General features: G+C 70.4%; 11 protein-coding genes. 8 read left to right on the top strand and 3 right to left on the bottom strand.

The annotated features are described in order from the left end of the window. Positions 1-256: 256 nt before the first annotated feature. Positions 257-1,462 carry a family 43 glycosylhydrolase gene (locus LG396_RS19270; protein ID WP_225795702.1) on the bottom strand — a complete coding sequence of 402 codons (1,206 nt, stop codon included), beginning with the start codon at positions 1,460-1,462 and terminating at the stop codon, positions 257-259. 304 nt (positions 1,463-1,766) lie between these two features. On the opposite strand from LG396_RS19270, the gene LG396_RS19265 reads away from it, so the two are divergent. Both LG396_RS19265 and LG396_RS19260 read left to right on the top strand, forming a co-directional pair. Further along, complete coding sequence (locus LG396_RS19265; protein WP_225795701.1) at positions 1,767-3,365, top strand: alpha/beta hydrolase; 1,599 nt, start codon at positions 1,767-1,769, stop codon at positions 3,363-3,365. A 205-nt stretch (positions 3,366-3,570) separates the two neighbouring features. Continuing rightward, a complete protein-coding gene (locus LG396_RS19260) occupies positions 3,571-4,821 on the top strand; it encodes a SpoIIE family protein phosphatase (protein ID WP_225795700.1) in 1,251 nt (416 codons plus the stop codon). Positions 4,822-4,985: 164 nt separating this feature from the next. On the opposite strand, the gene LG396_RS19255 is transcribed toward LG396_RS19260, so the two are convergent. Continuing rightward, positions 4,986-5,759, bottom strand: coding sequence for an endonuclease I family protein (locus LG396_RS19255; RefSeq protein ID WP_051642493.1), 774 nt, complete (start codon positions 5,757-5,759; stop codon positions 4,986-4,988). 408 nt (positions 5,760-6,167) lie between these two features. After that, positions 6,168-6,797, bottom strand: coding sequence for a type III effector protein (locus LG396_RS19250; RefSeq protein ID WP_225795699.1), 630 nt, complete (start codon positions 6,795-6,797; stop codon positions 6,168-6,170). Positions 6,798-6,924: 127 nt separating this feature from the next. On the opposite strand from LG396_RS19250, the gene LG396_RS19245 reads away from it, so the two are divergent. From LG396_RS19245 to LG396_RS19220, 6 genes are all read left to right on the top strand, one after another. Further along, complete coding sequence (locus LG396_RS19245; RefSeq protein WP_037744228.1) at positions 6,925-7,356, top strand: Hsp20/alpha crystallin family protein; 432 nt, start codon at positions 6,925-6,927, stop codon at positions 7,354-7,356. Positions 7,357-7,640: 284 nt separating this feature from the next. Then, positions 7,641-8,075 carry a DUF2267 domain-containing protein gene (locus LG396_RS19240; protein ID WP_225795698.1) on the top strand — a complete coding sequence of 145 codons (435 nt, stop codon included), beginning with the start codon at positions 7,641-7,643 and terminating at the stop codon, positions 8,073-8,075. A 1,060-nt stretch (positions 8,076-9,135) separates the two neighbouring features. Then, entirely contained in the window at positions 9,136-9,891 is a 756-nt protein-coding gene (locus LG396_RS19235) for a (5-formylfuran-3-yl)methyl phosphate synthase (protein WP_225795697.1), read from the top strand. An 8-nt stretch (positions 9,892-9,899) separates the two neighbouring features. Then, positions 9,900-11,303 (top strand): aldehyde dehydrogenase family protein, encoded by a 1,404-nt coding sequence (locus LG396_RS19230; protein ID WP_225795696.1) that lies wholly within the window; start codon positions 9,900-9,902, stop codon positions 11,301-11,303. 2 nt (positions 11,304-11,305) lie between these two features. Continuing rightward, a complete protein-coding gene (locus LG396_RS19225; RefSeq protein WP_225795695.1) occupies positions 11,306-12,412 on the top strand; it encodes an NAD(P)-dependent alcohol dehydrogenase in 1,107 nt (368 codons plus the stop codon). Between the two features lie 80 nt (positions 12,413-12,492). Beyond that, complete coding sequence (locus LG396_RS19220; RefSeq protein ID WP_225795694.1) at positions 12,493-13,398, top strand: SAM-dependent methyltransferase; 906 nt, start codon at positions 12,493-12,495, stop codon at positions 13,396-13,398. Positions 13,399-13,431 lie beyond the last annotated feature (33 nt).

Below are 13,431 nucleotides of genomic sequence, written 5' to 3'. Positions count from 1 at the left end.
AAGGCGATCGGCTGGTGGCAGCGCGGCAGGGCGACCGCGATGTCGGGCTGCACGGGACGGCCGCATGCGCCGGGACGGGTGTCCCGTAGGCGGCGTCGGCGGTGCTGCTCGGCTGCGGGTATGAGCAGGAGGCCGCGACACGGCTTCGATCCGTGGCGAGCAGGTGGCCTCGTTCAGGGAGTCCGGTCACTCAGGAAGACCGAAGTCCGGCGAGGCAGGGTGCCTGCGGAGCCTTTCGCGCCACGTGGCCGGCAGTTCATGTGTTGTCGGAATGGCGTACCTTCGGCACGCGCCACTCGCCCTTCTTGAACGTCAGTTTGCCGAGCCGGCTGCGCCGCTCAAGGCCCTCCCTCTTGATCTTGTAGTTCCAGACGACACGCAGCCCCTTCCCGCGGTGCGCGCGGAACACGTCCATGGCGCCGGGCGCGATCTCGTTTCCCGGCAGTCCGGCCAGCGGCCGATGTGAGTTGTTCAGGCCCCCGGGGCCCTTGTAGCCGAAGTGGGGGCGGTCGTGCGTCTGGTACGGCTTGCACCCGCCGCTCGGCAGGGGGGTGTTGCCGCAGTTCGCGATACCGGTCGCGTATTTCGGGGACTGCCACCTGTTGCCCGAGTAGAACAGCCACCAGGTGCCCTTGACCCGGACCATCGCGGGGTTCTCGATGATGTGGCTCTTCTTCTTCCTGCTCTTCTCCCAGGTGACGTCCTTGGAGGTGAGCAACTTCGTGGGCTTCGAGTGCCTACGCATGCCGTCGTGCACGCGGACCCCGACGATGCCCGTCTGATCTCCGGTGGCGGCTTTCTTGTCGTCGCGGTACACGAGATAAACGCTGTTGTCGCTCGGCCTTACGAACGCCTCGGCGTCGATGGCCCAGCCGCCCTTGTGGCACACGAGCGGACGGTCGTACGCCTTGAAGCTGTACGTCCCCTTCTTCTGCTTCTTCTTTCTGACGGCGACACCGATGCACTTGCGTCCGCGGTCGTCGTCACCGCCGATGGTGCCCCTCTTCGTCGCCGTGTAGAACATGTAGAAGCGTCCCTTGTGGCGGACGACGCTCGGCGACCAGATCTTCGGCTGCTTCTTCTCCTTCTTGCCGACCTCCTTCTTCTCCACCCACTTTCCGGGGCGGGGCAGCGCATCACCGGCAATCTTCTTGCGTTTGGTGAGGTACGCGCCGCGCCGATGCTTCACATACGGCACCCAGCAGCGTTCCTCCTTGCTGCCGTTGTCGCACTTCCCGTTCTTCTTACGGTCCACCGAGGCCCCGAAGGTGACGTATCCGGCCTTCTTCCCCCTGCCCACGGGCACGGTGTCGGGCCCGAAGACCGCCAGCGAACCGGAGCCGGCGCGCTCCGTTTCTCCCGCCGATGTCATACGGGAGTCCGCATCGGCGGTCGGTGTGCTCTGCGCGACACCCGGCGCCAGGACGGCAAGCAGCACCGTCGCAATCCCCGCCGCACGCAATGTCCTTCGTCTGCGCCCGTGTGGTCCAGCACGCCGCATCCCATACCCCCGGTTCAGTCAGGGTTCCGGCTCTTATGGTCTTGCTTTCAGCGGCCTGCGAGCATATGCATGAACTCGCCTGACACGGCCCGAGAATGCCCCGCTTCACCCGAAGAGTAACCAGTCACTCTGTCTTGGTTCTGCAACACGCGGCTGATCGTGTCCCGCGTCGCGGACGTAGGGAGAGCCACTGATTTGCCGTCGAAGATCGGTGATCGGTAGATTCGTTCCCCATCGGACGTTTGTGCGGGGGCAGGGGGCGTGGATGCGTACGCGGGGCTGGATCTCGGGGCGTCCGGCCCGGTTCGCCGGAACGAGGCGGGCCACGGCGGTTCTGCTCGCCGCCGTCTTCGTGTCCGTGGGGGCCGGATGCGACCTCATCGAGAGCTCGGACTCGTCCGCGCCGTCGAAGGAGGGTGAAGCGAGCCGCCGGGTCGAACGCAAGGCGGCGAACCCACCGCCCGGGCTTCCCGCGGCCTTCACCTCCGGCCAGCGGCTCGACTGGTCGGCCTGCCCGCCGCCGTCCGAGGCGCAGGGGAGCGGTGACGCACCGGGAGAGGGCTGGGAGTGCGCCACGATGAAGGTCCCGCTGGACTACCGCCGACCCGGGCGCGACACGATCGACGTCGCGATGATCCGGCAAAGGGCCACCGGACCGGAGGAGCAGCGGATCGGATCGCTCCTGTTCAACTTCGGCGGTCCCGGCCAGTCCGGGGTCGTGGGACTACCGCGGTACGCCGATGATTACGCCTCGCTGCGCGAGCGCTACGACCTGGTCGGTTTCGATCCGCGCGGCGTCGGCCGGACCGCTCCCGTCAGCTGCGGGAAGGAGTCGTTCGAGGGAAGCGAAGCCTGCGAGAAGCACTCCGGCCGGCTCCTGCCGTACGTCGGCACCTCGCACACGGCCCGCGACCTGGACCTGATGCGCTACCTCCTCGGCGACGAGAAGCTGCACTTCTTCGGCGTCTCCTACGGCACCGCGCTCGGCGGTGTCTACGCCCACCTCTTCCCCGAGAACGTGGGCCGCCTCGTGCTCGAAGCACCCGTCGACCCGACCCTGGACCGCCAAGAAGAGGACCTCAGCCAGGTCCGGGCCGTCCAGCGTGCCTTCGACCGCTTCACCGAACACTGTGCGGACGCCTACGGCGACTGCCCCACCGGAAGCGACCCCGCCCAGGCCGGTCGGCGGGTCGTCGCGCTGCTGGACCGGCTCGAGAGGGCGCCCGCGCCCACCGGCGGCGGGGAGGAACTCGACGGAGACCTCGCCGCCCGCGCCATCGCGAACTACCTGGACCAGGGCGAAGCCGGCCGCCGACCGCTGGCGAAGGCGCTCACCGAGGTCATGGAGCGGGGCACCGGCCGCAAGCTGATGGAGGAGGCGTACGACCACGCGCCGGGCTCCCGAACCCGGCGCGGTGCCGGTGCCGGCGGCGCGGCCTCGGGTGGCAACGGCACGTCCGCCTACGTCGCCATCATCTGCGCCGACTCCAACGTGCGCCCCGGATCCGGCCGGACCGAGGAAATGAACGACCGGATCGAGGCAGCCTCGCCCGTCTTCGGAAGGGCCTGGTCCGGGGGCGTCTACCTCTGCTACGACTGGCCCTTCGAAGGGGAACGCGCCACGCTCGACGTCAGCGCGGACGGTGCCGCCCCCATCCTCGTCGTGGCCAACACCGGCGATCCGACGACGCCGTACGCGGGCGCCGAGCGCATGGCGAGGGAGCTGGGCGAGAACGTCGGCGTCCTACTGACCGCGCAGGACGAGGGCCACGGGTCCTACCTCTACAACCGCTGCGTCACCGAGGCCGTCGACACCTACCTCCTCGACGGCACGCCCCCTGATGACGCAGCCGTGTGCCCCTAGGTGTATTGATCACGACCGTTGACAACGCTCGTGATCAATACAAGGGGGGCGAGTGGGTGAACGGAGAGCCGGGGCCCCGTGGCGGCCTCGCCGCCCGCGTCCGTTTGGCGGATCACCGCGGGAGCGGTCATCGCGCCCGGTCTAGATTGGCGGCAGGGTGGCCTGCTGGCAATCTACGGGGGGTGGAAAGGGCTGGTACGGACCTGTGACCTCGCAGATCGACTACAAGGCGCTGTTCATGGCCGCGCCCAATCCGAACCTGGTGCTGGGCCCCGATCTGGTGATCGTCGATGTCAACGAGGCGTACCTGCAGGCCACGGGCCGGACCCGGGAAGACCTGGTCGGCAAGTACATGTTCGACGCCTTCCCCCGCAATCCGGCGGACCCGTACGCCACCGGGATGCAGGACCTGGACGCCTCGCTGCACCGGACCCTGCGCACGAAGATGCCGGACACCATGGCGCTGACGAAGTACGACATCCCCCGCCCCGACGAGCCGGGGACGTTCGAGGAGCGGTGGTGGTCTCCGATCAACACCCCCGTCCTCGGGCCGGACGGGCAGGTCGCCTGGATCATCCACCGGGTCGAGGACGTGACCCCGTTCATCCTGGCCCGCGCAGCTCAGCCGGACGACAACGACGACCAGGGCCGCGCCCTCGGCGAACGAGAGGCGATGGACGCCGAGCTGTACGTGCGGGCGCGCGAGCTGCAGCGGCTCAACGAGGAGCTGCGCCGTGCCCACGCGAGGGAACGGCAGGTCGCCGTGACCTTGCAGGAGACCATGCTCCGCTCACCGGACCTGGCACACCATCGGCACATCGCGGTGCGCTACCTGCCCGCCTCCGGCTCCCTGAACGTGTGCGGCGACTGGTACGACGTGATCGACCTCCCGGACAACGGCTTCGCCGTCGCCGTCGGCGACGTCGTCGGGCACGGCCTTCAAGCCGCAGCCACCATGGGCATGCTGCGCAGCGCACTGTCCGCCGGGGTCCGGGCACTGCGCGAACCGGGAAAGGCGCTGGATCTCCTGGACCTGTACTCCTACGCCGTGGAAGGGGCGCTGGCCACCACCGCCGTCAAGGCCGTCATCGACCCGGAAAGCCGCCGGATCACCTACAGCAGCGCCGGCCACCTCCCGCCGATCCTGCTGCACCCCGACGGCACCTGCGATCTACTGGACAAGTCCACCGACCCCCCGCTGGGCACACGCCCCCGGCACATCCCGCGCCCCCACGCCAGCCTGCCCTACGGCACCGGCGACACCCTCGTCCTGTACACGGACGGGCTCATCGAGCGACGCGGCGAAGACATCGACGCCGGCCTGCACCGGCTGACGGACACGCTCGCCCGCTACGGCACCGTCGCCACCGAACGCCTCGCCGACACCCTCCTCGCCCGCCTCGGCGTGGCCGGCGGTGCCCGCGACGACATCGCCCTGATCATCGTCCGCCTGTAGTACGCCGGTGCCACGGTCCAGCTGCGGGCACCGAGGCCCGGGGCGTCAGGCTGCGGTGTGAGCCCCGGCGGCGTACGGCCGCACGAGTTGTCCGGTGGCATGCAGCAGCGCGTGTGGCGTGCCGCCGGGGCCCCACTACCGCACGGTCACGGCTTGGAGGATCGTTACGGCCAGATCGAGTCGACCCACTCCGGGTGGTCGATGAACGGGTTCCGGTTGTGCTGGACCTGGTCGAAGATCACCTGGTTGCGGTTCTTCTCGAAATCGCTCGGCGGGTCCTCGTTGTTCCACTCCTTGAGGACCGAGAGCTTGCCGATGGCCGGCGACGAGCCGTTGTTCACCTGGTCGTTGGGCTCCAGGTCGGCGAAGCCGTCGTCGCCGTCGTAGCGGACGGCCATGTAGAGGATCATGCGGGCGACGTCGCCCTTGACCTCGTCGCGGGGCTCGAAGGAGTCGTCGTCGGTGAGGCTCTCCGGGGCCTGGTCGACCGGGCTGCCGCCGTAGTCGAAGTCCTTGTTCCCGCGGGTGCTGTTGACCGTCACGTCCGTGGGGCGCAGGTGGTGCACATCGGTGCCCGGGCCGGTCGACGTACCGAAGTCGCCGTGGCTCTTGGCCCAGACGTGCTCGCGGTTCCAGTCATCGGCGTCGCCGCCGTTGGTGTCCTTGCTCTGCGAGTAACCGCTGTAGAGGAGGATGACGTTGTCCGGGTTCTGCGGGTCCTCGTCGGTCTCCTTGAGCGCGTCCCAGACCTCGCTGTACGAGATCTTGGTCTGGTCGCTGATGATCGTATGCAGGGCGCTCTTGAGCTCGGCGCCCTCCTTGCCGAGCGCGTCCTGGTAGTACGTGTCGTCGTACGCGACGACGGAGGACGTCGCGGGTTCGGCGGGCGTTGCCGCGACGGAGGGCAGCGTACCGGCGGTCGCCGCGGCCAGAGCCATGGCGGAGATCAGCGTGGCGCGCGGTATTCGGGACGTGTCCACGGAAGTACCTCTCTCCGGGAGTCGGCACCTGCCGGTGCCGGTTGTGGGGGGTGGCACGTGGGCCGGCCGGGTGCCGGACCTCCAACGAGCGTGACAGCACGCGCAGTTGGCTTCAAGTACGTACCCGCAGGTGGCCGCGCGTAGACCTGATTGCCCGTGTTGTCACGGTGTCCGGCGCGGGCGGCGGCCTCGCGTTCGGTAGTGGTGATCACGATGGCGGCTCGGCCCGGCGGGTGGTAGCCGAGTGCGGAGAAGGCGGCGACGGTGTGCGGGGCCGTGGTCTGCTCGCGCGGCATCGGACTCAGCGCGGCCGGAGGCGGCTCCGGGACTGTTCCTGCTTCGGCGCCGCGCCGGGCGGTCGTTCGGTCAGGGGGGTGTGAGAGCGTCGAGTTGTGCGGTGAGTTCGGGGTGGGCGGCCAGGTGTGGGCGGGTGGTGGCGAGGGGGGCGATGAGCTCGGCGGGGTCGTCGTGGGCGAGTGCCGCGTGGAGCCGGCGGAGCGGGGGGCGGGCCGCGGCGGGCAGGCCGGTCAGGGCCGTGATCTGTCCGGCGATGCGGCGCAGATCGGCGGCGTTGCGGCGGGCCCAGGTGGCGGTGGTGCGCTCTGCGGCGCGGCGTTCGCGGGTGGCTTGGACACGTTGTTCGCCGGTGGTGCCCGCGGGGCCGGGGCGGCCGCGCAGATAGCGGCGTTCGGCGGCCTGGCGGCTGGCGACGCCCAGAGGGTGGGCGAGGTCGGCCCAGCTCGCGCCCGCGCCACGGGCGGTTTCGATCAGGCCGGTCTCCCATCCGGCGAGTTGCTCGCGGACCTGCCGGAGCAGCACCAACGAGGCCAGTGCCTGCTCGGCTCCGGGGCCGGGCGTATCGAGGGCCTCCGGGGATTCTTGCCGGGCATCGCGCAGGGCTCCGTCAATGGCGTGCAGGGCCGCCGCGGCGGCGAGGAACGACGCCGGACTGTGGGCTTGCGTGCCGTCCGTGGACGGCTGGCCGGCTGCGCTCACGGACGCCTCCCTTTCGCCGTCATCACATCGACGACACGTTGTTTGTCATCCATTGGATGACATGCTACAACGGTGTCAGTGAGCGCATTGGCAGCAACTGCCTGAACCTGCTGGAGGTGTTTTCACGATGTTGATGCGCACTGACCCCTTCCGTGAGCTGGACCGGCTCGCCCAGCAGCTCGTGGGCCCGGGCACCTGGTCCCGGCCGTCGGCCATGCCGATGGACGCCTATCGCGACGGCGACGAGTACCTGGTGACCCTCGACATCCCGGGCGTCACCGCGGACGCGATCGACATCGACGTCGAACGGAACATGCTCACGGTCAGGGCCGAGCGGCGCCCCGTGGCGAAGTCCGAGGACGTGCAGATGGAGCTGTCCGAACGGCCGCTGGGTGTCTTCTCCCGCCAGATCATGCTCGCCGACACCCTCGACACCGAGCGGATCCAGGCCGACTACGACGCGGGCGTGCTCACCCTGCGCATCCCGATCGCCGAGCGCGCCAAGCCCCGCAAGATCTCCATCGGCCTCGCGACCGGGAGCAAGGAGATCTCCGGCTGACGCCGGCCGGACCGGTGCGGAGGGCGGGCACGGATCTCTCCCTCCACCCGCTCTCCGCGCCCCCGCCGGCAGTTCGAAGCAGAAGGGGTGACGACCGGCATGGCTCCGCGCCACGAGGCGTTCCTCGGGCACGTGAAGGAACGCGGCGAGTACGGCGACTTGACCGAGGCCGATCGTCCAACTGCCGGTCGGCTACGACCTGCTCTTCGGCCGCCCCCGGCCCATCTGACCACCACGCACACCGGTGCCCGCCCACCGGCCACAGACAGAAAGGCAACGACCCAGTGATCTCCGACCGGCAGGCGCTACCCCGGCAGTACAGGGCGGCCTACGAACAGATGCTGGAACGGGTCCGCTACGAAGGCGCCTACCCCACCCGGCACAGAGCCGACGAAGCCGTCCGCCTGGTCCTGGCCGGACTGGGCCGCCAATTGATCGGCGACGAACGGGTCGCCCTCGCCGCCTGCCTCCCGCCAGAAGCCGCGCGCATACTGACCGCGGAGATCCCCCGCACCGAGCCACTGACCGGCTGGGCCTTCGTCGAAGACCTCGCCGCCCGCACCGGTGCCTCCCTTGCCACCACCCGCTGGGACACCGGCTCCGTCTTCTCGGCCCTCGCCGCCTGCGCCGGCCCCGACCTCGTAACCTGCATCCTCCGACAACTCCCCACCGGATACGCCCTCCTGTTCGGCCGCGCCGAACTCACCGCCATCGGATAGGCGCGCCACGGGGACGGAGAACTCGGTTTCCCACACGGCCCACGAATCCAGCGGTGCTTCCCCGTCGGCCTCCTCCCGTTCCCGCGTGTTCGGCTGTCCGGCGGTCGGGGAGGGCGGCGTGGGGTTCTCGGAGTCGTCGGTGCGGCGGTGCCGGCCGCGGGGCGCGGCCGGTGAGTCGGGATCAGGGAGAAGCCCCTGGGTGGAGAGCCTCTTGAGCCGGTCGACGACGGTGTTCACCTCTACGCCGATCGCGGCGGCCAGCGCGTGCAGGTCCGCGCCGTTCCGCCAGCCTTCCGCCACCGCCGCGTCCAGCGCCGACAGAGGCAGCGGGTCGGCGGAGGCCCGTGCGCCGGGCTCGCCGGTCTGGTCTCGGCCTTCGGGATCGTCCCGCACGGCGCGCCGGTGGAAGGAAGCCAGCAGCTCGTCGGCCACGATGCGGGCGTCCTTCCTGCCGACGCTGCGGCGCGCTGCACGCACGTCGCGTTCAGCCAGCCCCAGCAGGTCGGCTGCTGAGCGGTCCCTCCCGAGGCTGACCGCGAAGGCGGCCAGCGCGTGCTGACGTGCGGTCTGCGCCTGGGCAAGGACCGTCTCGGCGATCCTGACCTGCTCGTCGTAGTAGCAGAACCCCTCGGCAATCGCCCGATTCCGCTGCCATGAGTGTCGTGGTTCCATATCCGATCAACGGCACGTCGGAAGAGAGGTACTGATCCAATCGCGTCCGCCACCCCAATGGCTTAACGGTGGGCTGACTACGAGAATGACCCGATTGTCGGACGTGTGCAGCGGAAGGTCCGCGCCCGCCCAGCCGGGCACGGAAGGAGCACCCGGTTGCCACGGGCGGCGAGGCGGGCAGGCGCGGGATAAGGAGGCGTAGTGATGCCTATGGTCCGGTCTGCTCCGGTATGCGCGGCGCATTGGGGTGGCGACGGGCACTCTGAGTACTCTGCGCGCCCTCCCGGTTTCTCAGGGTGACGGAAATGATGAGCGCACCGCACATCAGCCAGGCGATCCGCGGTCCCCTGTCCCTCGGCCGGGCGGACTGGCGGCGAAGGAGGTCAGGGTGTTGCTTCTCATCTCTCCGGACGGTGTCGAAGAGGCTCTCGAGTGTGCGAAGGCGGCGGAGCATCTCGACATCGTCGACGTGAAGAAGCCCGACGAGGGCTCTCTCGGCGCGAACTTCCCCTGGGTCATCAAGGAGATCCGCGACGCGGTTCCGGCGGACAAGCCGGTGTCCGCGACCGTGGGGGATGTCCCGTACAAGCCCGGCACGGTGGCCCAGGCCGCGCTCGGCGCGGTCGTCTCGGGGGCCGCGTACATCAAGGTCGGCCTCTACGGATGCACGACGCCTGATCAGGGCATCGAGGTCATGCGCGCGGTCGTCCGGGCGGTGAAGGACCACCGCCCCGACGCGCTCGTCGTCGCCTCCGGCTATGCCGACGCCCACCGGATCGGCTGCGTAAATCCGCTCGCCGTGCCCGACATCGCCGCCCGCTCCGGTGCCGACGCGGCCATGCTCGACACCGCCGTCAAGGACGGGACGCGGTTGTTCGACCACGTGCCGCCGGACGTCTGTGCGGAGTTCGTCCGGCTGACCCACGCGTCCGGTCGGCTCGCGGCCCTCGCGGGGAGTGTCACGCAGACCGACCTCGGCGAGCTGACCCGCATCGGTACGGACATCGTGGGCGTGCGGGGAGCGGTCTGTGAGGGCGGTGACCGCAATACAGGAAGGATCCAGCCGCATCTGGTGGCCGCCTTCCGGGCGGAGATGGACCGGCACGCCCGGGAGCACGCCGTCCGCATCTCCTCCATGAACTGACGGCCGCCATGCCGATCCCTGAGTCCGATCGCCTCGCCGGGGACCTTGCCGCGCGTTTCGCCGTCGTCGACCCGGCCACCGGGGAAGCCTTCGACGAGGTTCCCGACCAGCAGCCGGACGAGTTGGACGCCGTGGTCGACCGGGCCCACCGGGCCTGGCACGGATGGCGGGCCGACCCCGTCGCCCGCACCGCCGCGTTGCGCGGAGCGGCCGACGCGGTGGAGGTGGCCGGCGACGACCTCGCCCGGTTGCTCACCCGGGAACAGGGCAAGCCCCTGGCCGAGTCGTACGCGGAGGTCGCCCGCACGGCGGCCCGTCTACGGTACTTCGCAGACCTCGCCCCCAGAACCCGGCGGATCGTCGACGGCCGACCGGTGCGCAGCGAGATCCGCTGGCGACCGCTCGGGCCCGTCGCCGCGATCGTGCCGTGGAACTTTCCCCTCCAGCTCGCGGCGGCGAAGTTCGCGCCCGCGTTGGCCGCGGGCAACACCGTGGTCCTCAAACCGTCCCCGTTCACCCCCTTGGCCACCCGGCTCCTCGGATCCGTCCTTGCCACCGTCCTGCCCGAGGACGTCCTGACCGTCGTCACCGGCCGCGAACCCCTCGGTGCCCGCCTCGCGTCCCATCCGGGCATCCGCCATGTCACCTTCACCGGTTCGGTGTCCACCGGGCGGGCCGTCGCAGAAGCGGCGTCGGTCTCGCTCGCCCGGGTCACATTGGAACTGGGCGGCAACGACGCTGCCGTCCTGCTGGACGACGTCGACGTGGACCGGATCGCGGACCGGCTGTTCTGGGCGGCGTTTCGCAACTGCGGGCAGGTCTGCATGGCGGTCAAACGGGTCTACGCGCCGGCCCGGTTGCACGCCGAGGTCGTCGAAGCCCTCGCCCAGCGCGCGAAGACCGTCGCCGTCGGGGCCGGCCTCGACCCGGACACCCGGCTGGGCCCGGTCAACAACGCCCCGCAGCTGGCCCGTATCGAGCACGTCACACGGCAGGCTCTGGCGGACGGTGCCCGGGCGGCGGCGGGTGGCCACCGGCTGGACGGGCCGGGCTACTTCTTCGCTCCCACGGTCCTCACCGACGTGCCGCCCGGCAGTCCGGTGGTGACCGGGGAGCAGTTCGGACCGGTGCTGCCAGTGCTGCCGTACCGGAGCCTGGACGAAGCCGTCGACGCGGCCAACGGCACCGGCTTCGGCCTGGGCGGCTCCGTGTGGGGCACCGATGTCGACCGCGCCGAGGTGGTGGCCGGCCGGCTCGAATGCGGCACGGCCTGGGTCAACCACCATGCCGAACTGTCCCTCGCCCAGCCCTTCGCAGGTGTCAAGGACAGCGGGGTCGGCGTCGCGGGCGGGCCGTGGGGGCTGTACGGCAACCTCCGGCCGTTCGTCGTCCACCGCCCGCAGGAGGCCTGACGATGAGGTTTGAGGCAGCCGTACTGCGCTCGTACGAGAGCCCGTTCACGGTCGAGGAGGTGGTTCTGCGGACGGAGCCCGCCGCCGGCGAGATCCTGGTCGAGATCGCGGGCACCGGGATGTGCCGGACCGACCTCGCGGTCCGGCGATCCGCCGGACGGAGCCCTCTGCCTGCCGTCCTCGGCCACGAGGGCGCCGGGGTCGTGGTGCGGACGGGGGGCGGCCCGGACGCCGCGATCGCCGTCGGCGACCACGTCGTACTGAGCTTCGACTCCTGCGGGCACTGCCGGAACTGCCGCGGCGCGGCCCCCGCCTACTGCGACTCCTTCGCCTCCCTCAATCTCTTCGGAGGGCGCAAGGAGGAACCGCCGCGGCTCACCGACGCGACCGGACAAGCACTGGCACCCCGGTGGTTCGGGCAGTCCTCGTTCGCCGAGTACGCCCTCGTTCCGGCTCGCAACGCCGTACGGGTCGACCCCGCACTGCCGCTCGAACTGCTCGGGCCCCTCGGCTGCGGTTCCCTCACCGGCGCCGGAGCCGTGCTGAACACCTTCCGCGCAGGTCCCGGCGACACCCTCGTGGTCTTGGGCGCGGGAGCGGTGGGCCTGACCGCGGTGATGGCGGCCACCGCCGCAGGCGTACTGACCGTGGCCGTCGACCGGCATCCCGAGAGGCTCGCGTCGGCCGAGCGGTTCGGCGCGACCCCCCTGCCTGCCGCCACGCCCGACCTGCCCGAACGGATCCGGCGACTGACCGGCGGCGGCGCCCAGTATGCGCTGGACACCACGGCCTCACCCCCGCTCCTCAACAAGGCGCTCCACGCCCTGCGTCCCACCGGCAGCCTCGGCCTGGTGGCACGCCTCCACACCCCGCTGGAACTCGAACCGGGCACGCTCGACCGCGGCCGCAGCATTCGTCACATCTGCGAAGGGGACGCCGTACCCGGAGTGCTGATACCCCGGCTGATCGGACTGTGGCGGGCCGGACGCTTCCCTTTCGACCAGCTGATCCGCACCTACCCGTTGACCGGCATCAACGAGGCCGAACGCGACTGCGACGCGGGCCGTGTGGTCAAACCCGTCCTGCTCCCGGAGAGAACGAGCCGATGAGCGAGGCACGCGGCACCGAGGACTCACCCCGTCCGACAAGTGAACATCCGGCATCCACCACTCCCGCCGACGGAGGAAGCATGGCAGGCACGACGCCCCAGCACACAGACGTGGCAGGCGTGGACCGGGGTGTGGGCCTGACCGCCCTTCTGGTCGCCGCGGCACGGTCCATCGAGACCCACCGCCACGACAGTCTGGCCCAGGACGCCTATGCGGAGCACTTCGTACGGGCGGCCCCTGCCTGCGCGGACTGGCCGGTGCGCATCGAGCAGGTTCCGGACGGGGACGACAACCCGCTGTGGGGACGGTTCGCCCGCTACTTCGGCCTGCGGACGAGGGTGCTCGACGACTTCCTCCTCCGGTCGGTCGGTACGAGCCCCCGCCAAGTGGTCCTGCTGGGAGCGGGGTTGGACACCCGCGCCTTCCGGCTGGATCTGCCGTCGGACTGCGTCGTCTTCGAGATCGACAGGCCGGGTGTGCTGGCCTTCAAGCAACGGGTGCTCACGGACCTGTCGGTCGCCCCGAAGGCGAAGCGTGTCCCCGTACCGGTCGACTTGCGCGAGGGCTGGGTCAGCGCGCTGACCACCGCCGGCTTCGACCCGGCCGCGCCGAGCGTCTGGCTGGCCGAGGGACTTCTCTTCTATCTGCCGGGCCCCGCCGAGACGTTCCTCATCGACACGGTGGACAAGCTGGCCAGCGGGGGCAGCGCGCTGGCCTTCGAGGCCAAGCTGGAAAAGGACCTGCAGGCGTACCGCGACAGCGCGATCTACACGGCGACGCGAGAACAGATCGGCATCGACCTGCTCCACCTCTTCGACAAGGGGCCACGACCCGACTCCGCGGGCGACCTGACGGCCATGGGCTGGTCCACCGAGATGCGCACGCCCTTCGACTTCACCCGCCGGCACCGACGCGGCCCCCTCCCCGAGCCCAACGACGCGCTGGAGGGCAACCGGTGGGTGTTCGCGCACAAGCCAGCGCCATGACGCCCGCGGCCGGGAAGGGCGCTGACGGACCGT

Source organism: Streptomyces aculeolatus, assembly GCF_020400605.1.
GTDB lineage: Bacteria > Actinomycetota > Actinomycetes > Streptomycetales > Streptomycetaceae > Streptomyces > Streptomyces aculeolatus.
Note: the sequence above shows the minus strand (reverse complement) of the source record. Positions and strands in the feature narration are given on the sequence as shown.

Coding starts and splice junctions, on each gene's coding strand:
- LG396_RS19245 (WP_037744228.1), top strand. CDS start 6,925: ATGTTGATGCGCACTGACCCCTTCCGTGAGCTGGACCGGCTCGCCCAG.
- LG396_RS19220 (WP_225795694.1), top strand. CDS start 12,493: ATGGCAGGCACGACGCCCCAGCACACAGACGTGGCAGGCGTGGACCGG.
- LG396_RS19225 (WP_225795695.1), top strand. CDS start 11,306: ATGAGGTTTGAGGCAGCCGTACTGCGCTCGTACGAGAGCCCGTTCACG.
- LG396_RS19265 (WP_225795701.1), top strand. CDS start 1,767: ATGCGTACGCGGGGCTGGATCTCGGGGCGTCCGGCCCGGTTCGCCGGA.
- LG396_RS19255 (WP_051642493.1), bottom strand. CDS start 5,759: ATGGCTCTGGCCGCGGCGACCGCCGGTACGCTGCCCTCCGTCGCGGCA.
- LG396_RS19230 (WP_225795696.1), top strand. CDS start 9,900: ATGCCGATCCCTGAGTCCGATCGCCTCGCCGGGGACCTTGCCGCGCGT.